The following is a 22372-nucleotide window of genomic DNA, read 5'->3' on the forward strand; positions in this document are numbered from 1 at the left end:
CCCCTATCCCCTCCCCTCAAGGGGGAGGGGGACGCATGGTGCTTGCGGCACCGTCGTGCCCCTACCCACCGGCTGTCATCCCGGCGAAAGCCGGGACCCAGTACACGCTGGCGTCAGGACTCGTGCGCGGGTGTGCTCTTCAGCTCCCCAGCAAGGCACCGGCGGCGCCGTTTACTGGGTCCCGGCTTTCGCCGGGATGACAGCGGTGGGAGATGGAACTTTCCAGTACAACTGGAGTGCCGCAAACGTTGCCCCGTTCGCACACCTTGCGGCTGATGCGGCACCTCAGGATGGGCCCCGGCTTTCGCCCGGGTGACATCGGGGGGTGGAGGTATTGACGGATGGAGCCCAAGGCCGCCTAGTTCCGAGCGAACGGGGCGAAGGGGCGATGCGCGAACTGGGGCGATTGATCGGGCGGGGCAAGGAGGCGGAGGTCCATGAGGAGGGCGAGCATGCGCTCAAGCTCTACCGGAGCGCAGACCGCAAGCTGGCAGCGTTCCGCGAGGCGACGGTGCTTGCCGCCCTCGAGGATGCGGGCGTCGCCGCCCCGAAGGTCTTCGGCATCGAGAACCGGCAGGGCCGCTGGGGCGTGCTGATGGAGCGCGTCAGGGGACCGGCCTGGGCGGAAAAGATGCGCGCAGACGAGAGGACGATCGAACCCTGCCTCAAGGCGATGGCGCGGCTGCATGTCGACATTCATGGCCGCACCGCTGCGGCGCTGCCGAGACAAAGGGCAAGGCTGACGCGCGATATCGCGCGCACGCCCCTGCTCGGCGAGCCGCTGCGCAGGCGCCTGCTCGACGGGCTCGCCGAGCGTCCGGACGGCGACCGGCTCTGCCACGGCGATTTTCACCCCCTCAACATTCTCGGGGAACTGGAGGCCCCGACAGTCGTCGACTGGCTCGACGCCAGTCTCGGCGTGCCGGCGGCGGACGCCTGCCGATCCTATATGCTGCTGGCGCGGGGATGGCCGGACCTGGCGGACGCCTATGCCGATGCCTATGCGCGAACCGCGGGGATCGGGCGGAGCGAGATCGACGGCTGGCTGCCGTTCGTTGCGGCGGCGCGGCTTGCCGAGGACGTGCCGGAGGAAACAGAGGCGCTCGTCGCGATGGCCGAGCGGGTCTAGCGGACGTAGGCGACCGCACCGCTCCCCTTTAAGAGGGGCTGGAGGCAGGGGAAGAAGCGTCGGTGGCTCACAGACTCACCCCCACCCCTAGCCCCTCCCCTCAAGGGGGAGGGGGACGCATTGTGCTTGTGGCGGCTACTCGGCGGGCGCGGCGTGATGCGGGTCGTCGTCCGGGGCCTTGGGCAGGAACCGGCCGACGAAGCGGCCGAAGGCGTCGATATAGGTGAGCATCACCGGCACCACCACGAGGGTGAGGGCCGTGGAGCTCAGCAGGCCGCCGATGACGGCATGGGCCATGGGCGCGTTCTGCCCGCTGCCTTCGTGGAGGCTCAAGGCCAGCGGCAGCATGCCGAAGATCATGGCCAGCGTCGTCATGATGATCGGGCGGAAGCGGGTGGAACCCGCCTCGAGCAGCGCGTCATAGAGGTTGAGGCCCTCCTGGCGCACGTGCTGGTTGGCGTTGTCGACCAGGAGGATGGCGTTCTTGACCACCAGGCCCATCAGCATGATGAAACCGATCATCGACATCATGTTGAGCGTCGAGCCGCCGACCAGCAGGCCCAGCACCACGCCGATCAGCGAGAGCGGCAACGAGACCATGATGGCGAACGGCTGCAGGAAGCTGCCGAACTGGCTGGCCAGCACCAGGTAGATGAAGATGATGGCGAGCAGCAGGGCAGAGCCGGCGGCGGCGCCGGTCTCGGCCAGGTCCTCGGCTTCGCCGCCCTGGCTGACGCTGTAGCCGACGGGGACTTCGAGGTTGTCGATGATCGCCTGGATCCGCGGCGTCACGTCGCCCAGATTCACGCCCTCGATATTGGCGGTGACGTTCACGCGCCGCTCGAGATCCTCGCGGTCGATGGTGGCGGGACCGGTGGACTGGACGATGCTCGCCACCTGGTCGAGCCGGATGACGGAGGACGACCCGTTCGCCCCGCTTTGCGTGATCGGCAGGCTGCCGAGAGCGTCGACGTCGTTGCGGGCCCACTCGGGCAGACGCACGAACACGCCGAGGTTCTCCCCGGTGGGGCTGGTCCAGTCGGTCACCTCGTCGCCGGCGAGCATCGGGTTCAGCGCCGCGCCGATCTGGGCGATGCTGACGCCGAGGTCGCTGGCGAGATCGCGGTTGACCCGAACGGCCATGATGGGGCTGACGTCGTCGAGCGAGGATTCCACGTCGATAATGCCCGGGATTTCCTCCATGCGGGCGGCCAGCTCGTCGGCGATGCTCTCGAGCATCTCGAAGCTCGGGCCGGAAATGCCGACCGAGATCGGCGCCGTGGGGCCGCCGAAACCGCCCGAGGCGGAGACGGTATATGTGGCGCCCGGAACGGCGAGCAACGCGCGGCGCACCGTCGAGGCGAACTCGGTAGGCGAGACGGCGCGCTCGGATTCCGGCACCATGCCGACGACGATGGTGGCCGAATTGTTGCCGCCGCGCGCATTGCCCGAATTGACCGTGGCGTAGGTCGATTTGACCTCCGGCAACGCGCGCAGGACATTGTTGACCTGGGCGATCTTCAAAGCGGTGTAGTCGAGCGAGGAACCCGTCGGGGTTTCCATGGCCACCTGCACTTCGCTGTTGTCGGTGGCCGGAATGAACTCGAAGCCGACGAGCGGGAAGAGGAAGAACGTGCCGACGAGCGAGCCGAGCGCCGCCAGGAGCGTCGTCTTGCGCCATTTGAGGCACCAGCGCAGCAGGCGGCGATAGCCCCCGGCGACCCATTCGAAGAACCGGTCGAACTGCTGGACGGCCTTGCCGATGGGGCCGCGCTTGGCATCGGGATGGGCGGCCGGATCGTACCAGACGCTCGACATCATGGGGTCGAGCGTGAAGGCGACGAAGAGCGAGATCAGCACGGCGACCGAAACGGTGACGCCGAACTGCAGGAAGAACCGCCCCATGATGCCGTCCATGAACGCCACCGGCAGGAACACGGCGACGATGGAGAGCGTGGTGGCCAGAACCGCAAGGCCGATCTCGTTGGTGCCGTCGAGCGCGGCCTGACGGTGGTTCTTGCCCATGTGCAGGTGGCGCATGATGTTCTCGCGCACGACGATCGCGTCGTCGATGAGAATGCCGACGGCGAGCGAGAGCGCCATCAGCGTCATCATGTTGAGCGTGAAGCCGAAGAAGTTGAGGAAGATCATCGTGCCGATGATCGAGATCGGCAGGGTGAGGCCGGTGATGACGGTCGAGCGCCAGGAGTTGAGGAAGAGGAACACGATGACGACGGCGAGCGCAGCGCCTTCGATCAGCATGTTCTGGACGGCGTGGAAGCTCTGCTCCACCGGCACGGCGTTGTCGCGCACCACCTCGATTCGCACGCCCTCGGGCAGCTCGCCATCCATCATTCGCTCGACGGCGGTGTGGATGTCGTGGGCCACCTGCACGGTGTTGGCGCCCTGGGTCTTGAGGACGTCGACGGCCAGCGCACGCTCGCCGTTGAGGATGGCAAGGCTCTGCTCGTCGCCCTGCCCGTCCTCAATCTCGGCGACGTCACGCAGATAGACGGGCTGGCCACCCTGGCGGGAGATGATCAGATCGAGGAACTCGTCGGCATCCTCGACGCGGCCTTCGACCTGGATGGTCTGGACCGTGGCGCCCTGGGTGATGGTGCCGGCCGGCAGGTTCTGGTTCTCCTGGCGGAGCACGTTCATCACGTCGGAAATGCCGACGTTGAACGCGGCCAGGCGATCGGGATCGACGAGGATGTTGAGCTGACGCTCGATGCCGCCGACGGCCGAGGCGCTGCCGACGCCGCGGATGTTGGAGAGGCGCGTCACGATCACGTCTTCGGTGAGCGTCGTCAGGTCGCGGGCCGAAAGCGTATCGGAGGTGACCGCGAGCGACATGATGGGCAACGCGCTCGGATCGAACCGCAGGATGGTGGGCGTATCCGCGTTGTCCGGCAGGGTCGCCTCGATCTGGGAGATCTTGTCGCGAACGTCCTGGGCGGCGGTCTCGGAGGACACCTCGAGATCGAAGATCATCAGCACCATGGCCGAGCCGGACATGGCGGTCGACTGGATGGTATCGAGGCCGGCGATCGTGTTCACCTGGTTCTCGATGGGCTCGATGATGTCGCTCTCGACAGCCTCGGGCGAGGCGCCGGGATAGCTCACGACCACGGCGACGACGGGGAAGTCGACGTCGGGCATCTGCTCGATCGGCAGGCGCTGGTAGGAGTAGATGCCGAAGACCAGCAGCGCCACCATGACCATGGTGGCGAAGACCGGATGGTTGACGCTGATGCGTGTCAGAAACATGGACTAGTCCTCAACCATCTCGACCTTGTCGCCGGGCTGGAGCTGGGTCAGCGGCGCTGTGACAACGATATCGCCAGCCTCGAGCCCGGAGGCGACCTCGATGACGCGGCCGCGGCTCCACTGGCCGGCCTGCTCTATGGCCTGGCGAACGACAGCGCCGTCCTCCACCTTGAGGACATAGACGCCCTCGGCATCCTCGCGCAGCGCCGTTGCCGGCACCGAGAGCGCATCGGGCTTCTCGACGACCGAGATGAGGCCGGTGGCGAACATGCCGCCGCGCAGGAGCCCCTCTTCATTGTCGAGCGAAATATAGACGGGAATCGTGCGCGTGCCGGAGGCGGCGACGGGATTGACGCGCGAGACGGTGCCCTCGAACGTGCGGCCGGGCAGCCCCTCGACGGTGACCTCGACGGTCTGGCCCGGCTCGATCTGGGCGCTGGGGCCGATGGGCGAGGCCGCCTGCATCTCGAGCGAGGTCAGGTCGACGAGGGTGAGGAGCGAAGCGCCCTGCTGCACGGTCTGGCCCGGCTCGACGGTGCGCGACGAGACGATGCCGTCCATGGGCGCGCGCACGGTGGCGTTCTGCATGGCGATCTGGGCGGCGGCGACCTGGGCCTCGAGGGCGGCGAGGTTGGCGCGCAGCGCATCGGCGCTCGACTGGGCCTGCTCGAGGCCCGAGGAGGCGGTAACGCCGCGTTCGATGAGATCGCGGGTGCGCGCCAGCTGGCTGTCGGCGAGGACGAGCTGGGCGCGGGTGGCCTCGGCGGTGCTGGTGGCTTGATCCAGCTGGACGCGCAGGCTCTCGGTATCGAGCTGGACAAGCACGTCGCCGCTTTCGACCGCATCGCCCGGACGGGCAAGGACGGCGATGACGCGGGCGGAGACCTGCGAGGAGAGCTCCGTCTGGCGCTGGGGCGCAAGCGAACCGGTGACCCGGACGATCTCGGCGAGGGTCGAAGGTTCGACCGTCGCGATCTCGACGGAGTTGAGCTGCCTGACCGGGTCGGCCACCGCCTCGGCGACGGTTTCGGCCGGCTGCTGGCGGCTCATGACGACCACCGCGGCGATCACGCCGAGGACCACGAGGGCCAGGAGCACGAACGGCCAGCGCCGCCGGCGTGGAGGCAGTCCCGCCGCCACGCGCGCGACGTTTTCCTTGTCGTGCTTGCTCTGCGCCCATTCGGGCTTGGGGCTCCCGGCCTGCTTGTCGGTGGTCATGGCGTCTCGCCTAAATCGGTAAAATCAATTGGTGGTGGTGTCGGCTTCGTCTTCGACCTGCTCGGACCAGGCCTTCAGGCGCTCGCCCATGCGCAGATAGAAGCGGCCGAACTGGCAAACGCGCCGCTTGGCCTCGGCCTGCCCTTCGGGGAAGGAGGCGGCCGCCTCGATCACCTCCGAGCCGATGCTGGCCAGGCGCTCGCTGATCGTCTCCATCGAGCGCCGGTAGGGATCGCTGCCCAGTTCATAATAATCGTGCCGGTCGCCGGCGTGGGCGACAAGCCGGATGATGCCGGATGCGCGCAACTGGCGCGCGTTGGTGCTGGCGCTGGCCTTGCTGATCTTCAGGCGCTCGGCCATCTCGTCTAGGGTGAACGGGCGGCCCTCGACGATGAGCAGCCCCAGGATCCGCCCCGCGATGCGCGGTGCGCCATCCACCTGGGAGATCAATCCCATGCGTTCGATGAAGTTCTCTGCGGCAGACGCTTGTTCCATGGCGCGCGTCCGTTACCGACTGGCAGTCGTTCAGTCAAGACTGAACGAACTGAATGGACAAAATTTAATGTCGTTCATGTTGGCGCGCCGGGCGCAAAAGGGTGTCCACCTGCGCGGGAAAAGCGCTCTTTTATGTTGTCGCGCTTCCGACGCAAAAGTGGTGCCCACTTTTGCCGGAAGCGTTCTAGCCCGCCTTGTCGAAGCGTTCGTCGAACGCGTAGCCGGCGCCGCGTACGGTGCGGATGGGATCGGCGGCGCGGCCGCGGTTGATCGCCTTGCGCAGGCGTCCGACATGGACGTCGACGGTGCGCTCGTCCACATAGACGTCGTTGCCCCAGACCCCGTCGAGAAGCTGCTCGCGCGAATAGACGCGGCCGGGGTGGCGCATGAGATATTCGAGCAGGCGGTATTCGGTCGGACCCAGATGCACCTCGCGCCCGGAGCGGCGCACGCGGTGGCTGGTGCGGTCGAGCTCGAGGTCGCCGGCCTTGAGGACCGAGGTGACGAGCTGCGGGCTCGAGCGGCGCAGAAGCGCCTGGACGCGCGCCAGGAGCTCGGGGACCGAGAAAGGCTTGACCACGTAGTCGTCGGCGCCGGTGGCGAGGCCGCGGATACGCTCCTCCTCTTCGCCGCGCGCGGTGATCATGATGATGGGAACGCGCGCGGTTTCCTCGCGGGCCCGCCAGCGCCGTGTGAGCTCGATGCCCGACAGGCCCGGCAGCATCCAGTCGAGGAGGATGAGGTCGGGGACCGTCTCCTGCAGGATCTCGGCGGCCTCATCGCCGCTCTCGGCGGTCAGCACGCGGAAGCCCTCGGCTTCCAGGTTATAGCGCATGAGGACGGACAGGTCCGCCTCGTCCTCGACGACAAGGATCGTGGCTGGCATCTCTCAACTCGGTCTATCGGTTCTTGAGGGTTTCAGGCCTTGAGTTGGGCGCGGTGCAATTCCTGGACATCATCGGAAAGCTGCCTGCCGGTCTCGAGGTAGTAGGCGCGCTCGGCGATGTTGGTCGCGTGGTCGCCGATGCGCTCGAGGCTCTTGGCGCAGAACAGCATATGCGTGCAGGCGGTGATGTTGCGCGGATCCTCCATCATGTAGGTGAGGAGCTCGCGGAAGAGCGAGGTGTACATGGCGTCCACCTCGTCGTCGCGGTTGCACACCTCGATGGCCGCCGCCGCATTGCGGTTGGCGTAGGCGTCGAGGGCGTCCTTGAGCTGGCTCTGGACGCGGTTGGTCATGTTCTTGACGCCGTTGTAGAACTGCGGCTGCAGGTTGAGCCCCTCGATCTTCAGCGACCGGCGGGCGAGCTGCTTGGCCATGTCGCCGACGCGCTCGAGGTCGCTCGCGACATGGATGGCCGTGACGATGGCGCGCAGGTCCGAGGCCATGGGCTGGCGGCGGGCGATCATCGAGACGGCCATCTCGTCGATATGGCGCTGCATGTCGTCGATGCGCTTGTCGGCAAGCACGGTGACGTCGGCGAGCTCGCGGTCGAGCCGCAAGAGGGCGCGGGTGCCGTTCTCGATGGCAACCTCCACCTGGCCGCCCATCTCGGCGATCTGCTGGGCAAGGTTCGTCAGCTCGTCATTGTAGGCGCTGACGATGTGTTCGCCCTGGGTGCTGGACATGGCCGGTCTCCTCGCTTCTCGCCGCTAGCCGATACGGCCCATGATGTAATCCTGGGTCTGCTTGTTGACCGGATTGGTGAAAATCTGCTCGGTCGGCCCCTCTTCGATGAGGTTGCCGAGGTGGAAGAACGCGGTCTTCTGCGAAACGCGCGCCGCCTGCTGCATCGAGTGGGTGACGATGACGATGGTGTAGTTCTCGCGCAGCTCGTCGATCAGTTCCTCGATGACGGCGGTGGCGATCGGGTCGAGCGCCGAGCAGGGCTCGTCCATCAGGATGACCTCGGGGCCGACGGCGATGGCGCGCGCGATGCACAGGCGCTGCTGCTGGCCGCCGGAAAGGCCCGTGCCGGGCTCGGCCAGGCGATCCTTGACCTCCTCGAAGAGGCCGGCCTTCCTCAGCGAGGAGACGACGATCTCGTCGAGATCGGCCTTGGACGAGGCAAGGCCGTGGATCCGCGGGCCGTAGGCGACGTTGTCGTAGATCGACTTGGGGAACGGATTGGGCTTCTGGAACACCATGCCGATGCGCGCGCGCAGCTCGACGACGTCGAGGGCGGAATCGTAGATGTCCTCGCCATCGAGCTTGATGACCCCGCCGACCTTGGCGCCCTCGATGGTGTCGTTCATGCGGTTGATGCAACGCAGGAACGTCGACTTGCCGCAACCCGACGGGCCGATGAACGAGGTCACGGCACGATCGGGGATCTCGATCGAGATGCCGAACAGGGCCTGCTTGGCGCCGTAGTGAACGGTTACGTCGCGCGCCTCGATACGAACGGGGCGCAGGCTGCTCATGGGATCCATGCTCGACTCCAGGGTCTGCTGCGTCATTTTTACCTTACCGGCGACCATGTCCATAGCTTGTCCCCTTTCGGATCAGGCGCGCCGCTCGAGGCGGCTGCGCAGGAAGATGGCGATGGCGTTGAGCGTGATCATGAACGCCAGCAGCACGATGATGGCGGCGGACGTGCGCGCCTCGAAGAAGTTGCGGTTCTCGTTGGCCTGCCAGAGATAGATCTGGACCGGCAGCGCCGTCGCCTGGTCGAGGGGCGTTGCCGGCACGGAGGCGACGAAGGCGTTCATGCCGATGAGCAGGAGCGGCGCGGTCTCGCCGATCGCCTGGGCGACGCCGATGATGGTGGCGGTCAGGATCGACGGGAAGGTGACCGGCAGCACGTGGTGGAAGACCATCTGCGTCTTGCTGGCGCCCATGCCGAGCGCGGCCTGGCGCAGCGACGGCGAAACGCCCTGGAGCGCGGCGCGGGTGGCGATGATGATCGTGGGCAGCGTCATCAGCGTCAGCACCAGGCCGCCGGCGAGCGGGGCCGAGAGCGGCAGCTTGAAATAGTTGATGAAGACGGCGGCGCCGAGCAGGCCGAAGACGATCGAGGGCACGGCGGCGAGGTTGTTGATGTTCACCTCGATAAGATCGGTGAACCTCGACTTGGGCGCGAATTCCTCGAGGTAGATGGCGCTGCCGACCCCGATGGGCACCGCCAGCACGATGACGATGAGCATCATGTAGAACGAGCCCATGAAGGCGCCGGCAAGGCCGGCCGAGGCGGGCGCGGAGCGCGAGTCGACATTGGTGAAGAGGCCCCAGGCAAAGCCCGAGGTGATGACCCCTTCGGTCTCGAAATGATCGATGAGGGCGCGGGCGGGAGCCGAGAGCTGCTGCTGGGTATCGCCGAGGTCGCGGTTGATGGAGCCCTTGACCCAGTTGTCGGTGTTGGCCGAGGCGACGAGGTCGACGGGGACCGTCTGGCCCAGGAGGTCGGGATTGGCGACGAACAGCGCCCGCACGACGTGGCGCGCGTCCGTCTCGGGGATGGACAGGATCTGGCGGCTGTCGATCTCGAAGCCGGCGGGCGCGGCGCGGCGCAGCGCCTCCTCGATGATGCGGTTCCAGTTGAGCATCGCCACCTGCCGCTCCCAGGCGAGGCGGGCGGCGCGGTAGTCGGCCTGCGACTGGCCTTCCTGGAGGGCGGGGGCGGGCTCGATGTCGAGGACCTCCGGATCGAAGGTGACCTCGAGCCGCAGGTTGGTCTGGACGAAAGCCGGAATGCCCTTGCTCAGGACATCGATGAAGAGAATGGCGACGAACCCGAGGGCGGCCACGATCGCGGCGATGCCGAAGAACCTGAAGAGGTTCTCGGTCATGTGCCGGCGTCCGAGGCCGGCGCGGATGCGCTGCTTGCGCTCGGCGAGGGCCTGCTGTCCGGCGGAAAGAGCCTGGTCGGTCATTCGTACTGCTCCCGGAAGCGGCGGACGATGTAGAGGGCGACGATGTTGAGCACCAGCGTCATGACGAAGAGGGTGAGGCCGAGCGCGAAGCCGACGAGCGACTGCGGGCCGGTGAAGTCGGTGTCGCCGGTCAGCTGATTGACGATGGAGACGGTGATGGTCGAGACGGGCTCGAGCGGATTGCCGCGCAGCACCGGGCTGTTGCCGGCGGCGAGCACCACGATCATCGTCTCGCCGATGGCGCGGCTGACCGCGAGCAGGAATGCGCCGACGATACCCGGCAGGGCGGCGGGCAGCAGCACCTGGCGGATGGTCTCCGACTGGGTGGCGCCGAGGCCGTAGGCGCCGTCGCGCAGCGAGCGCGGCACCTGGTTGAGGATGTCATCCGAGAGCGAGGAGATGAACGGGATGATCATGATGCCCATGACGACACCGGCGGTCAGCGCGCTGGTGGCGCTGATGGAAAGGCCGATGGAGGCTCCAAGATCGCGCAGGAACGGACCGACGGTGACGAGGGCGAAGAAGCCGTAGACGATGGTCGGGATGCCGGCGAGGATCTCGATGACCGGCTTGACCACGGCGCGCAGCGAGCGCGGGGCATACTGCGAGAGATAGATCGCGGTCATCAGCCCGATGGGGACGGCCGTCGCCATGGCGATGATGGCGATGAGGAACGTGCCGGAAAGGAGCGGCAGCAGGCCGAACTGGCCGGCGTTGCCGGCGCCGGTCGAGGAGAAGCGGGGCGCCCAGACCGTACCGAAGAAGAAATCGAGCGGATTGACGAAGGTGAAGAAGCGGAAGGCTTCGGTGACGAGCGAGGCGACGATGCCGACGGTCGTCAGGATCGCGACGGCCGAGCAGGCGAGCAGCACGAGATTGACGATGCGCTCGACGCGGTTGCGGGCCCGCAGCCGCGGCGTGATCCGGGCCCGCGCATAAAGGAGCGCGAGGATGCCCGTGCCGGCGGCGGCGGCGATCACCACCATGAAGGCAATGGTCTGGAACTGACGCAGCGCAAAGCCGGCGCTGTTCTCGTAGGGCTGGACCTCGCCGGCGACGCCATATCCGGATGCGATGGCCCTTACACGGGCGACGAGGGCATTGAGACCGTTCTGATCGAGCCCGGTGACGACGTCGGGCGGCAGCTGCGAGACGACGTAAGCGCGGGTGAAGCCGGAGCTGAAGTAGCCGTAGAGCGCCAGGATCAGGAGGGTGGGCACCAGGGCCCATACGGCCACGAGCGCGGCATGATATTGCGGACGCGAGTGGACCCGGGCGCCGTCGGCCGTCACCAGCGAGCGGCTCTTCGACCAGCCGGTCTGATAGGCGACGCCGAGCAATACGATCAACAGGGCGGCGATGATGTAGGCGTTCACTTTGCCTCTCCGAGTTGACCGGATGGTGGCTGTTCAGCGCCACCCCTTAAGGGAGAAGCGGACCGCGCCGGAGGGCGCGATCCGCGACAGGTCGATCAGTTGGCCGAGCCGGCCTCGAAGGCGGCCACGACCTCGGCGGTCCGTTCGGCCGGCTGCGGGATGAGGCCAGCAGCTTCCAGGATGCCGCCGGCGCCCGAGACGCCCTCGGACAGGAAGAACTGCACGTATTCCTCGATGCCCGGGATGGTGCCGATGTGCTCGCCCTTGACGTAGAAGAACAGCGGGCGCGAGACCGGGTATTCGCCCGAGGCGATGGTCTCGAGGCTCGGGGTGACGCCATCGACGGTGGCGACCTTCAGCGTGTCGCGGTTCTGGTCGTAGAAGGAGAGGCCGAAGACACCGACGGTGTCGGGGTTCGACTGCAGGCGGGCGAGGGTCTCGGTGTAGTCGCCGGCGATCTCGACGACCACGTCCTGACGGAAAGTGGTGCAGACGGCGTCGATCTCGTCGTCGCTGAGGCCTTCGGGCAGGCCCGATTCTTCGCAGCCGGCGCTGGTCACACGCTCTTCGAAGACTTCGCGGGTGCCGTGGTTGGAGCCGGGGATGGCGAGCGCGATCGGCTGCTCGGGAAGGGCCGGGTCGACCTCGTTCCAGGTGGTGTAGGGATTGGCGACGAGCTCTCCGTCGACGGGAACCTGGGCGGCGATCGCCTTGAAGACGTGGACGGGGGTCAGGGCGAAGTCGGGCTTGTCGGCCGAAACGGCGAAGACGATGCCGTCGAAGCCGAACTGGACTTCGCGGATGTCGTTGACGCCGGCGGCATTGCACGCCTCACGCTCACCGTCGCGCATGGGGCGCGAAGCATTGGCGATGTCGATGGTGCTCTCGCCGACGCCCTGGCAGAACTGCGAGAAGCCGCCGCCCGTGCCGCCCGAACCGACGACCGGAGTGTTGAACTCGGGGAACGTGGCGCCGAATTCCTCGGCGACGATCGAGGCGAACGGCAGAACGGTGGAGGAGCCGGCGATCTGGATGGTGTCGCGCGACTGCGCGAACGCGGCGCCGGTACCGAGGGCCAGAACGGCCACGCCGGTGAGAAGTGCAGTTTTCATGATGGTTCCCTTTCGGAGATCAGTGAGGCCGCGCCGCGAAAGCGGGCCTGCGGCCCAGAGACCGGTATCCCCCGCCCCTGTTTGACGGGGGCACCCTATGACCTGCTCTTTAGGGTTTTATGTCAGTTGAGTTACAGTTTTGCGACAAGTCAAGTATCTGATATTCAAATGAGTTTCCAGAATTGAGGTGCCAACAGCAGTCAGGGACCGTAACTTTCGGCCGCTGGCGCGGACCTAGACGACCCAGGCCAAAGGTCCGTGCCGGAACGAATCCTTCAACGCGGCAGCAGCACCTCGACGCGCATGCCCTCGCCGGGGCGCGAGCGGATGGTCATGAGGCCGCGGTGGCGCGAGACGATATGCTTGACGATGGCGAGCCCGAGGCCGGTGCCCTTCTTCTTGCGGCTCGACTCGGCGTCGACCCGGTAGAAACGCTCGGTGAGGCGCGGAACGTGCTCCTCGGCGACACCCGGCCCGTGGTCGGTGACGGTGACGAGATGGGCGTAGCCGGGGCGGCTGGCGGCAGCGAGGACCACCTCGACCTTGCCACCCCCGGCCCCGTACTTGATGGCATTGTCGATGAGGTTCTCGAAAACCTCATAGAGCTGGCCCCGATCTCCGGTGAGGACGGCGCTCTCGGCATTGACGGTGAAATCAATGGCGACGCCGGCGTCGCGCGCCTGGGTTTCGAGACCCTCGCAGACCTCGCGCAGCAGGGCGACGAGGTCGATCTCGCCGGTCGGGCGCATGTGCTGGTGCATCTCGATGCGCGAGAGGGACAAGAGGTCTTCGATAAGCTTGGCCATGCGCTCGGCCTGGCCACGCATGATGCCGAGGAAGCGGTCGCGCGCGGCGGCGTCCTTTGCGGCCGGGCCCTGCAGGGTCTCGATGAAGCCGAGAAGGGAAGCCAGCGGCGTGCGCAGCTCATGGCTGGCATTGGCGATGAAATCGGTGCGCAGCGCGTCGACGCGTTTCAATTCGGTCAGGCTCTGGAAGGTGACGACGAGACGGCGGGCGTCGTCGCCGGCCCATTCGCGCCCCGGCGTCCTCAAGGGCGCCACGACCACCTTGGTCCAGGTCTCGGAGGGAATGGTCTCGTGCAGCTCTATGGTCTGCGTCGCGGCGGTATCGCCGGCCCGCTCGACGGCGCGCACGAACTCCGGATTGCGCAGCGAGAAGGTGACCGGATTGCCCGAGACCGTCGTGGGAAACTGGCGCGCGGCGGGCGGATTGCGGTGGATGACCACGGCGCGCCGGTCGAGGATGAGGCAGGGGTCGGTCAGCGCGTCGGCGAAAGCGAAGATATCGGGCTCGCGCGCGCCCGGCTGGGTGGCGGCATTCTGGCCCAGCTGCGAACGGGCGGGCAGCACAAGCGCCAAGATGGCGGCGGCAAGGAAGGCGACGGCCGCGACGGCGGACGGCAGCACCCGTCCCCCAACAAGCGCGGCGAGGACAAGAAAGACGAGGACGACGAGCCCCACGCGCATGCCGGAGCGGCGCGCGAGGTCAAGGACATCGGTCCGGTTCGCTCTCGGTTCGGCTCGGGGCGCGTCCATGCGGTCTCTAGGAAAGGGCGGCCTTGCCCGGCGGGCGCGTTCATAGCACGTTGTGGCCAAGAATGGAGAGACCGAATGAACGATCCGCTCAAGGATTTCGACATCGAGAACCCCGAATTGCCCAAGGCGATCAAGAAGGCCGCGCTGGAATCGGGGGGCTACCCGTACGATGAAAAGTTCGACGACGACCAGTACGAGGAAGAGATGTACGAGCTGCAAAAGCAGCTCGTGCTGCTGCAGGACCATGTGGGGCGCACGGGCGAGCGCATCGCCATCATCTTCGAAGGGCGCGATGCGGCCGGCAAGGGCGGCACGATCAAGCGGTACCTGGAAAACCTCAATCCGCGCCACAATTTCATCGCGGCGCTGCCCAAGCCCAACAGCCGGGAAGCGACCCAATGGTACTTCCAGCGCTATATCGACTGGCTGCCGGCGGGCGGCGAGCAGGTGCTCTTCGACCGCTCCTGGTACAACCGGGCTGGCGTCGAGCCGGTGATGGGGTTCTGCACGCGCGAGCAGACCGACCATTTCCTCGATGAAGCCCCGCTTTTCGAGGAGCGGCTGACCAAGGACGGGATCAGGCTCTTCAAGTTCTGGCTCTCGATCGGACGCGAGGAGCAGTTGAAGCGCTTCCACGACCGGCGGCACGATCCCTTAAAGACCTGGAAGCTCTCGCCGATCGATCTCGAGGCGCTGGGCAAATGGGAGGCCTATTCGGCCGCGCGCGACGAGATGCTGCGGCGCACCGATTCGGCGCACGCGCCCTGGACGGTGATCCTGACCAACGACAAGAAACGCGGGCGGCTCAACATGATCCGCAGCGTGCTGAGCCGCATCGACTACGCGGGGCGCAACGAGAGGGCGATCGGCGAGATCGACCACAAGCTCGTCATGAGCGCGCAGCAGTTCCTGACCTGGAACGAGGCGCAATAGGGCGACACAGTTCCGGTTTGAGGGCACCAGGCATTCACACCCACCGGCTGTCATCCCGGCGAAGGCCGGGACCCAACCCTGAACACATCCGCTTACCGAGGAGGATCGGCGAAGTATGCTGCTGGGTTCGCACACCTTGCGGCTGCTGAGATATCTCAGGATGGATCCCGGCCTTCGCCGGGATGACAGCCTGTGGGTGAGCCTTCCTACCCCTTCTCCAGCGAGCCGATGCGCCTGCCGGCCGCCGGCCAGGCGAGTTCGGTCACGCGGGCGATGACCGCCTCGACGAGGGCGAAGAGGGCGGCGTTGGCGTCCCAGGTGCTGCCGGTCTGCGTCATGCAGGGCAGGACGATCTTGGCGTGGCGCGAGACGGGGGAGATCCATTCGTCGGTGACGAGCACGGTAAAGGCGCGGCGCGCGGCGAGGTCGGCGGACGTTTCGAGCAGTTGCGGATCGTAGCGGCGCACGTCGAAGACGATGGCGACGTCGCCGGGTTTGACGTCTATGAGCTGGTCGGCGCGGGTGGCCGTGCGCCCGTCGAGCCGGCGCACACCCGGGCGGATCAAGCGCAGATGTGCCTCCATATACGCAGCTATCGGATCGGTGAAGCGCCCGCCCATGAGGTGGCAGGCGCCCTTGCCCTCGGCGAGGCGTGCGGCGAACGCCTCGAACTCGGACACCGGAATGCGCGCAGCGGTGACGGCGAGATTGCCGGCGATGCGCGCCATGAAGTGGTCGAGCGCGTGGAGGTCCCGCTCGGGATGCGGGGGAGCGGCCGCGGCGCGCTGCAGGGGCGATTTGGCGCGCTCCTCCAGCTCCTCACGCAGCGCCCGCTGGAAATCGGGATAGGACCGGTAGCCGAGCTCTGCCACGAAACGCAGGACCGTCGGCGGGCTGACGCCGGAATTCTGTGCAAATTCGGCGACGGGAGCGAAACCCAAGGTGGGATAGGAGCCGAGCAGCCCGCGCGCGGCGCGCTTTTCGGCGGAGGTCAACCGGTGCATGGCCTCATGCACGCGCGCCTCGACGCTCGCGCCGCCCGGTTCCCCTGCCCCGCCTCCGCCCGCGTCAGCCGCGTCATCCATCAGCTCCGCCCCTCTGGAACGTCAATTTCAGCATTGACAGTTATCGCGTTTCCGGAACTGATATTACAGGAACGGGCGCGAGGCGGTAGGGGCTCGTGGACACTTCGGCGGAGAGGGCGGTAGAGGTGACCAACGCGAACGGCAGCGGGCCGTTCGTGATCGTCTGCGACCATGCCAGCAACCGCATTCCCGAGCGCTATGGCGACATGGGGCTCAGCGCGATCGAACGGGTCAGCCACATCGCCTGGGACCCCGGTGCGCTGGCGGTCAGCCGGGCCTTGTCCGAATTGACGGACGCGCCCCTCGTCGCCTCCATGGTCTCGCGGCTCGTCATCGACTGCAACCGCGACCTCGACGCGCCCGACCTCATCTGGACGCTCTCGGAGGCAACGCGCATCGAGGCCAACGAGGGCCTCTCGGAGACCGAGCGCGCCTACCGGATCGAGCACTTCCACAGGCCGTTCCACGACGCCATCGACGCGGTGCTCGATGCGCGGCGGGACGCCGGGCGCGAGACGGTGCTGGTGTGCATGCATTCGTTCACGCCGATCTATCTGGGAGTGGCGCGGCCATGGCCGATCGGGCTCATCCACGCCCACGACAGCCGGCTGACCGTGGCGCTGGGCGCGGCGCTGCTGGCCGAAAGCCCAAGCCTCAACATCGGCTGGAACGAACCCTATGCGGCGCTCAACGGCGTGACGCTGACGCTCGAAAAGCACGGCGACGCGCGTGGGCTGCCGGCGACCATGATCGAGATCCGCAACGACGAGCTCCTCGAGGCCGAGGGCGTCGCACTCTGGGCGGGGCGGATCGAGCGCGGGCTCGAGGCGGCGCGGCTGGCGCTGGCGGGCGCCGAGGCTGTCTAGCATTTCCGGTGCTGAGGGGCGCCGGGGAAGGCGGCTGGAAGGAATCCGGCCGAGGAGCAAGGGACAACAGGCAGGGGACTTTAAAATGGCAGAGACGAAGAAAGTCGGCAGCGTCGCCTATGCGTCGCGGGACGCGTCCTATTTCGAGAAGCGCGGCCTCATCCGCCACGCCAATGCGTGGCACCTGTGGGCGCTGGGGGTCGGCGCCGTGATTTCCGGACACTTTTCCGGCTGGAACGGCGGCCTGCTGCAGGGCGGCTGGGGCGGCATGCTTGTCGCCACCATCATCATCGGCATCATGTATCTGGGGCTGACCTTCGCCATCGCCGAGATGAGCCCGGCGCTGCCGCACACGGGCGCGGCCTATTCCTTCGCGCGCACGGCCATGGGGCCGTGGGGCGGGTTCCTCACCGGGCTCGCCGAGAACGTCGAATACGTGCTGACCCCGGCGGTCATCGTCTTCTTCATCGGCTCCTATCTCACCGGCATCTTCGAGACGCCGGACAGTTTCCAACCGGTCTGGTGGATACTGGCCTATATCGTCTTCGTCGGGCTCAACATCTGGGGCGTGGCGCTGAGCTTCAGGGTGACGCTGATCGTCACGCTTCTGGCGCTCGTGTGCCTTCTCGTCTTCTGGGTCTCGGCGATTCCCAACATGGATTTCTCGCGCTGGGCACTGAATGTCGGGCCCGGCGGCGTCGAATTGACGGAGGGCAACGGGCCGTTCCTGCCCAACGGCATCATGGGGGCGCTCGCGGCGCTGCCCTTCGCGGTGTGGCTGTTCCTCGCCATCGAGCAATTGCCGCTGGCGGCCGAGGAATCGATGGACCCCAAGCGCGACATGCCGCGCGGCATCATCCTCGGGTTCCTGACGCTTGTCGTCTCGGCGCTGGCGATCCTGACGCTCAATCCGGCGGTCATCGGCATCGGATCGTTCGCCCTCGGGTCCTCGGGCGAGCCGCTGCTCGACGGGTTCCGCGCCATCTATGGCGACGGCATCGCCAAGGTGCTGGCGCTGGTGGCGGTGGTCGGGCTCATCGCCTCGTTCCACACCATCATCTTCGCGCAAGGCCGGCAGATCTTCTCGCTGTCGCGGGCCGGCTACTTCCCGACGTTCCTTTCGGAAACGCACGGGACGCGCAAGACCCCGCACATCGCCATGGTGGGCGGAGCCTGCCTCGGGCTCGCCGTGATCCTTGCGGTGTGGTTCCTTGCCGGCGAGGAGAACCGCGGCTCGGTCATCGGCTTCACGCTCCTCAACATGGCGGTGTTCGGGGCGATGCTGAGCTACATCATGCAGGGGGTGAGCTTCATCCTGCTACGGCAAAACCAGCCCAATATCGAGCGGCCGTTCCGCAACCCGTTCGGCGTGCCGGGCGCGGCGCTGACGGTGATCATCGCGGCGGTGACGATCTACTTCCAGATCACGGGCGATGCCGCCTATCGCGCCGGCCTTGCGGGCGTTGCGATCTGGTTTGCCGCCTTTACCGTCTATTTCGCCCTCGTCGGACGGCACAAGCTCATCCTCTCGCCCGAGGAGGAATTCGCCCTCGAGCATCAAGCTCCGGCCAACTAGAGGCCCAGGCCAGTTTGCCGTGGGATCGAACCGGAAAAGTGGCGTCCACTTTTCCTGATCCCACTCCGGGGACCGCGGCTGCCCCTGCCGCGGTTCCTTCCACTTTTCCGGCGAGACAGGAGAACCGCGCATGCCCGCCGCCTATTCCCTCGATACGCTGAAGGCCGATGTCGCCTCGGGCGCGGTCGACACCGTGATCGTCGCCTTCGCGGACCTGCAGGGCCGGCTCATCGGCAAGCGGTTCCAGGCGGAGTTCTTCCTCGATAGCGCGATCGAGGAGACGCACGGGTGCGACTATCTCCTCGCCAACGACATCGACATGGAACCGGTGCCCGGGTACGCCGCGGCCAACTGGGAGAAGGGGTACGGCGACTTCGTGATGAAGCCGGACCTCTCGACGCTGATGAAGGCGGCCTGGCTCGAAGGCACGGCGATCGTCCTCTGCGACGTGCTCGACCATTACCATCACGAGCCGGTGCCGCACTCGCCGCGCGCGGTGCTGAGGGCGCAGATCGCGCGGCTCGAGGCCATGGGCCTCACCGCCAACTTCGCCTCCGAGCTCGAATTCTACCTGTTCGATGAGGATTACCGGACGATCCACGACAAGGGCTATCGGGACCTTCGGACCGCCGGCTACTACATCGAGGACTACCACATCTTCCAGACCAGCAAGGAGGAAGGCGTGATGCGCGCCATCCGCCGGCAGCTGCAGGCCTCGGGCATTCCGGTTGAGAACTCCAAGGGCGAGTGGGGGCCGGGGCAGGAAGAGATCAACGTGCGCTACGCCGAGGCGCTCAAGATGGCCGACCGGCACACGGTGCTGAAGAACGCGGTCAAGGAAATCGCCCATGCGCAGGGCAAGGCCGTGACCTTCATGGCCAAGTGGGACTACGGGCTCGCCGGCTCGTCGAGCCACATCCACATGTCGCTGGCGAAGGGCGGCGCCAACGTCTTCGTCGACGAGGCGGACGAGCTCGGCATGTCCGGCATGATGAAGCACTACGTGGCCGGGCTGTTGAAATATGCGCCGGACATCACCCTCTTCCTTGCGCCCTACATCAACTCCTATAAGCGCTTCCAGGTCGGCACCTTCGCGCCGACGCGCACCGTATGGAGCCGCGACAACCGCACCGCCGGTTTCCGGCTCTGCGGCGAGAACGGCAAGGCGGTTCGGATCGAGTGCCGGATCGGCGGGGCGGACCTCAACCCCTATCTCGCCTTCGCCGGGCTCATCGCCGCGGGCCTCAAGGGCATCGAGGAGGAATTGCCGCTGGCGGCGCCCTATTCCGGCGACGCCTATCACGGCGCCGACCTGCCGGAGATCCCCAAAACCCTGCGCGAGGCCATTGCCGCGCTCGATAACTCGGCCATGCTGCGCGAGGCGATGGGCGACAAGGCCGTCGACCACTACCTCCACACCGCCCGCTGGGAGCAGGCCGAATACGATCGCCGGGTGACGGATTGGGAACTGAAGCGCGGATTCGAGCGGTATTGAATATTGCAACGTATCGTTGTGTTTTCCGGGAAGTTGCGGTAAAGATACCGCCGTCGCAACCGGGAACCACCTCTATGGAACACCCACTCGACCAAAAATGGCTGGAAGAGCATTTGAGCAAAGTCGACAGCAACCGAGCGCGACTTGCGAGGACCCTGGGCAGGGATCGCAGTGCGGTCACCAGGCTCCTCAACGGAGAACGCAAACTCAAGCTGGCTGAAATACCAACCATCGCCGAGCATCTGCGCGTTCCTGTTGACGCGGTTCTCGAATGGGCTGGCATACCAACAGCCGAGTTCAACGCACGTAAAGGCTTGGCTGAAATGGCACAGGCAGAATTCAAGCAGCCACCTGTGGCACAAACCGCAACGCAGCAAACCACCACCAAGCAATTGCCTCAAAGGCGTCACCCCGCGTTCGGTGCGCTCAAGGGTCTCATCACGATCAAACCCGGCGTCGACCTAACGGAGCCGGCATTCGAGGATTGGAGGAAACTCTATGGCGAAGACGAGTGATCTTCTCCTCGATACATGCGCGGCCATCTGGATGGCGCAGGGCGCCTTCCTCGAGCCTGTGGCACTCGAAGCCATGACGCAAGCGAGCGAAGAACGCCGACCTCTGCGGCTCTCCCTGATCACGGCATGGGAACTCGGACTTCTCGCCAAACGCGGAAAGGCGGCCATGGCCGCCGCGCCCGCCGCGGTCTTCCAGGCATTTCTCAATCTTCCGGGGGTGCAAGCTCAGCCTCTCACGGCCGAGATACTCATCGACTCTTCGCTTCTGCCCGGGCAGGTTCATGGCGATCCTGCAGATCGCATCCTTATCGCCACTGCAAGGGCGCTCGATCTGACCATCGTCACGCGCGATCGCAGCATTCTGACCTACGCGGAAAGCGGATACGTTCGCGCCCTGCCCTGTTGAACCGGGAGTATCCCTCCATGACCGGAACGGTCAGAATCGTTTCGCCCGTCGACGGGCGGGTCTATGCGGAGCGGCCGCTGGCGACGACCGCCGAGATCGAGGCGGCGGTGACCAGGGCGCGGTATGCGCGGCTCGCCTGGGGCGAGGTGACGGTCGCCGAGCGCGCCAAGATCATCGGCCATTTCGTCGATGCGCTTCTTGCCATGAACGAGGAGATCGTGCCCGAGCTCGCCTGGCAGATGGGGCGGCCCATCCGCTATGGCGGGGAGAAACGCGGGATGGAGGAGCGGGCGCGCTACATGATCTCCATTGCCGCCGAGGCGCTGGCGCCGGTCGAGAAACCTGGGCCCGATGGCTTCACCCGCTATATCGCGCGCGAGCCGCTGGGCACGGTGCTGGTCATCGCGCCGTGGAACTACCCCTATCTCACCGCCATCAATTCCATCGTGCCGGGGCTGATAGCGGGCAATGCGGTGATCCTCAAGCACGCAAGCCAGACGCTGCTCGTTGGAGAGCGCTTTGCCCTCGCGGCGGCGCAGGCGGGGCTGCCGGACGGACTCTTCCAGAACCTGGTGCTGGGGCACGAGGACACCGAAAGGCTGATCGGCTCGGGCGCGATCGACCACATCCAGTTCACCGGCTCGGTCGAAGGCGGGCGGCGGATCGAGACGGCGGCGGCGGGTACGTTCGCAACGCTCGGCCTCGAGCTCGGCGGCAAGGATCCGGCCTATGTGCGGCCGGACGCGGAGCTCGGCATGACCGTCGAGAACCTCGTCGACGGCTCGTTCTTCAATTCCGGGCAGAGCTGCTGCGGCATCGAGCGCATCTATGTGCACGAGGCGGTCTACGGCAGCTTCGTCGAACGGTTCACCGAGGCGGCCAGGGGCTGGACGCTCGGCAATCCGCTCGATCCCGACACGATCGTCGGACCGATGGCGCGCCCGCAGTTCGCCGACCACGTGCGGGCGCAAACGCTCGAAGCCCTGCGCAAGGGCGCGACGGCGCATCTCAATACCCAGCACGACCTCGACGAGGAAAGTTCGCCCTATCTCGCCCCGGAGGTGCTGACCAACGTCAACCACCAGATGAGCGTGATGCGGGAAGAAAGCTTCGGGCCGGTGGTCGGCATCATGAAGGTTGCGAGCGACGAGGAGGCGGTGACGCTGATGAACGACAGCCCCTATGGACTGACCGCCTCGATCTGGACCGCGGACCTCGAGGCGGCGGCGCGGATCGGCGCGCGGGTCGAGACCGGAACTGTCTTCGCCAACCGCTGCGACTATCTCGATCCGGCGCTGGTGTGGACCGGGGTCAAGGATACCGGCAAGGGCGGGGCGCTCTCCGAGATCGGCTACCACAACCTTACGCAGCCGAAGTCGTTTCACTTGAAGAGAGTTTGACGCCGTGCCCGTTCCAGCCCTCAATGTCATCCCGGCGAAAGCCGGGAACCAGTACACACTGCATTCC

General features: G+C 66.4%; 19 protein-coding genes. 8 read left to right on the plus strand and 11 right to left on the minus strand.

Annotated features, from left to right (window positions below; translation table 11 throughout):
• Positions 1-388: 388 nt before the first annotated feature.
• Positions 389-1129, plus strand: a complete 741-nt coding sequence (locus VE25_RS03745; protein ID WP_046107259.1) for a phosphotransferase — start codon at positions 389-391, stop codon at positions 1127-1129.
• Positions 1130-1264: 135 nt separating this feature from the next.
• Here VE25_RS03745 and VE25_RS03750 read toward each other — a convergent pair whose 3' ends face one another.
• The 10 genes from VE25_RS03750 to VE25_RS03795 all read right to left on the minus strand — a co-directional run bounded on the left by VE25_RS03750 (position 1265) and on the right by VE25_RS03795 (position 14029).
• The gene (locus VE25_RS03750) at positions 1265-4399 is read right to left on the minus strand and encodes an efflux RND transporter permease subunit (RefSeq protein WP_046107260.1); all 3135 of its coding nucleotides are present in this window, start codon (positions 4397-4399) and stop codon (positions 1265-1267) included.
• A gap of 3 nt (positions 4400-4402) precedes the next feature.
• A complete protein-coding gene (locus VE25_RS03755; RefSeq protein WP_046107261.1) occupies positions 4403-5617 on the minus strand; it encodes an efflux RND transporter periplasmic adaptor subunit in 1215 nt (404 codons plus the stop codon).
• 24 nt (positions 5618-5641) lie between these two features.
• Positions 5642-6112 (minus strand): GbsR/MarR family transcriptional regulator, encoded by a 471-nt coding sequence (locus tag VE25_RS03760; RefSeq protein WP_046107262.1) that lies wholly within the window; start codon positions 6110-6112, stop codon positions 5642-5644.
• A gap of 184 nt (positions 6113-6296) precedes the next feature.
• The gene (gene phoB, locus VE25_RS03765) at positions 6297-6998 is read right to left on the minus strand and encodes a phosphate regulon transcriptional regulator PhoB (protein WP_046107263.1); all 702 of its coding nucleotides are present in this window, start codon (positions 6996-6998) and stop codon (positions 6297-6299) included.
• A gap of 32 nt (positions 6999-7030) precedes the next feature.
• Positions 7031-7741: a phosphate signaling complex protein PhoU gene (phoU, locus tag VE25_RS03770; RefSeq protein WP_046107264.1), complete on the minus strand. Its 711-nt coding sequence runs from the start codon at positions 7739-7741 to the stop codon at positions 7031-7033.
• Positions 7742-7765: 24 nt separating this feature from the next.
• On the minus strand, positions 7766-8545 hold the full coding sequence (pstB, locus tag VE25_RS03775; RefSeq protein ID WP_280136830.1) for a phosphate ABC transporter ATP-binding protein PstB: 780 nt from the start codon (positions 8543-8545) through the stop codon (positions 7766-7768).
• A gap of 72 nt (positions 8546-8617) precedes the next feature.
• A complete protein-coding gene (gene pstA / locus VE25_RS03780; RefSeq protein WP_083988702.1) occupies positions 8618-9985 on the minus strand; it encodes a phosphate ABC transporter permease PstA in 1368 nt (455 codons plus the stop codon).
• Entirely contained in the window at positions 9982-11361 is a 1380-nt protein-coding gene (pstC, locus tag VE25_RS03785) for a phosphate ABC transporter permease subunit PstC (protein ID WP_046107265.1), read from the minus strand. Before pstC ends, pstA begins: the two co-directional genes overlap by 4 nt.
• A gap of 95 nt (positions 11362-11456) precedes the next feature.
• Positions 11457-12473: a substrate-binding domain-containing protein gene (locus tag VE25_RS03790; RefSeq protein WP_052731708.1), complete on the minus strand. Its 1017-nt coding sequence runs from the start codon at positions 12471-12473 to the stop codon at positions 11457-11459.
• A gap of 275 nt (positions 12474-12748) precedes the next feature.
• On the minus strand, positions 12749-14029 hold the full coding sequence (locus VE25_RS03795; protein WP_046107266.1) for a sensor histidine kinase: 1281 nt from the start codon (positions 14027-14029) through the stop codon (positions 12749-12751).
• Between the two features lie 75 nt (positions 14030-14104).
• Here VE25_RS03795 and ppk2 point away from each other — a divergent pair, with 75 nt between their 5' ends.
• The gene (gene ppk2 / locus VE25_RS03800; protein ID WP_046107267.1) at positions 14105-14962 is read left to right on the plus strand and encodes a polyphosphate kinase 2; all 858 of its coding nucleotides are present in this window, start codon (positions 14105-14107) and stop codon (positions 14960-14962) included.
• Between the two features lie 206 nt (positions 14963-15168).
• On the opposite strand, the gene VE25_RS03805 is transcribed toward ppk2, so the two are convergent.
• Complete coding sequence (locus tag VE25_RS03805) at positions 15169-16047, minus strand: MurR/RpiR family transcriptional regulator (protein ID WP_083988703.1); 879 nt, start codon at positions 16045-16047, stop codon at positions 15169-15171.
• Positions 16048-16172: 125 nt separating this feature from the next.
• Between VE25_RS03805 and VE25_RS03810 the strand changes: the two genes are divergently transcribed.
• From VE25_RS03810 to VE25_RS03835, 6 genes are all read left to right on the plus strand, one after another.
• Positions 16173-16913 (plus strand): N-formylglutamate amidohydrolase, encoded by a 741-nt coding sequence (locus VE25_RS03810; RefSeq protein WP_160299944.1) that lies wholly within the window; start codon positions 16173-16175, stop codon positions 16911-16913.
• Positions 16914-16998: 85 nt separating this feature from the next.
• Positions 16999-18489, plus strand: coding sequence for an amino acid permease (locus VE25_RS03815; RefSeq protein WP_046107269.1), 1491 nt, complete (start codon positions 16999-17001; stop codon positions 18487-18489).
• 130 nt (positions 18490-18619) lie between these two features.
• On the plus strand, positions 18620-19984 hold the full coding sequence (locus VE25_RS03820) for a glutamine synthetase family protein (RefSeq protein ID WP_046107270.1): 1365 nt from the start codon (positions 18620-18622) through the stop codon (positions 19982-19984).
• Between the two features lie 74 nt (positions 19985-20058).
• Positions 20059-20499 (plus strand): helix-turn-helix domain-containing protein, encoded by a 441-nt coding sequence (locus VE25_RS03825; protein WP_046107271.1) that lies wholly within the window; start codon positions 20059-20061, stop codon positions 20497-20499.
• The gene (locus tag VE25_RS03830) at positions 20483-20905 is read left to right on the plus strand and encodes a type II toxin-antitoxin system VapC family toxin (protein WP_046107272.1); all 423 of its coding nucleotides are present in this window, start codon (positions 20483-20485) and stop codon (positions 20903-20905) included. Before VE25_RS03825 ends, VE25_RS03830 begins: the two co-directional genes overlap by 17 nt.
• 17 nt (positions 20906-20922) lie before the next feature.
• Positions 20923-22305, plus strand: coding sequence for an aldehyde dehydrogenase family protein (locus VE25_RS03835; protein ID WP_046107273.1), 1383 nt, complete (start codon positions 20923-20925; stop codon positions 22303-22305).
• The last annotated feature ends 67 nt before the right edge of the window (positions 22306-22372 follow it).

It is taken from the genome of Devosia geojensis (genome assembly GCF_000969415.1).
Taxonomy (GTDB): domain Bacteria; phylum Pseudomonadota; class Alphaproteobacteria; order Rhizobiales; family Devosiaceae; genus Devosia; species Devosia geojensis.

Excerpts from the sequence above, each read along its gene's own strand:
- VE25_RS03795 (WP_046107266.1), bottom strand. The coding sequence starts at position 14,029 with ATGGACGCGCCCCGAGCCGAACCGAGAGCGAACCGGACCGATGTCCTT.
- VE25_RS03805 (WP_083988703.1), bottom strand. The coding sequence starts at position 16,047 with ATGGATGACGCGGCTGACGCGGGCGGAGGCGGGGCAGGGGAACCGGGC.
- pstB (WP_280136830.1), bottom strand. The coding sequence starts at position 8,545 with ATGGATCCCATGAGCAGCCTGCGCCCCGTTCGTATCGAGGCGCGCGAC.
- phoB (WP_046107263.1), bottom strand. The coding sequence starts at position 6,998 with ATGCCAGCCACGATCCTTGTCGTCGAGGACGAGGCGGACCTGTCCGTC.
- VE25_RS03830 (WP_046107272.1), top strand. The coding sequence starts at position 20,483 with ATGGCGAAGACGAGTGATCTTCTCCTCGATACATGCGCGGCCATCTGG.
- VE25_RS03835 (WP_046107273.1), top strand. The coding sequence starts at position 20,923 with ATGACCGGAACGGTCAGAATCGTTTCGCCCGTCGACGGGCGGGTCTAT.
- phoU (WP_046107264.1), bottom strand. The coding sequence starts at position 7,741 with ATGTCCAGCACCCAGGGCGAACACATCGTCAGCGCCTACAATGACGAG.
- pstA (WP_083988702.1), bottom strand. The coding sequence starts at position 9,985 with ATGACCGACCAGGCTCTTTCCGCCGGACAGCAGGCCCTCGCCGAGCGC.
- VE25_RS03825 (WP_046107271.1), top strand. The coding sequence starts at position 20,059 with ATGGAACACCCACTCGACCAAAAATGGCTGGAAGAGCATTTGAGCAAA.
- VE25_RS03750 (WP_046107260.1), bottom strand. The coding sequence starts at position 4,399 with ATGTTTCTGACACGCATCAGCGTCAACCATCCGGTCTTCGCCACCATG.
- VE25_RS03745 (WP_046107259.1), top strand. The coding sequence starts at position 389 with ATGCGCGAACTGGGGCGATTGATCGGGCGGGGCAAGGAGGCGGAGGTC.
- VE25_RS03755 (WP_046107261.1), bottom strand. The coding sequence starts at position 5,617 with ATGACCACCGACAAGCAGGCCGGGAGCCCCAAGCCCGAATGGGCGCAG.
- ppk2 (WP_046107267.1), top strand. The coding sequence starts at position 14,105 with ATGAACGATCCGCTCAAGGATTTCGACATCGAGAACCCCGAATTGCCC.
- VE25_RS03820 (WP_046107270.1), top strand. The coding sequence starts at position 18,620 with ATGCCCGCCGCCTATTCCCTCGATACGCTGAAGGCCGATGTCGCCTCG.
- VE25_RS03760 (WP_046107262.1), bottom strand. The coding sequence starts at position 6,112 with ATGGAACAAGCGTCTGCCGCAGAGAACTTCATCGAACGCATGGGATTG.
- VE25_RS03815 (WP_046107269.1), top strand. The coding sequence starts at position 16,999 with ATGGCAGAGACGAAGAAAGTCGGCAGCGTCGCCTATGCGTCGCGGGAC.
- VE25_RS03790 (WP_052731708.1), bottom strand. The coding sequence starts at position 12,473 with ATGAAAACTGCACTTCTCACCGGCGTGGCCGTTCTGGCCCTCGGTACC.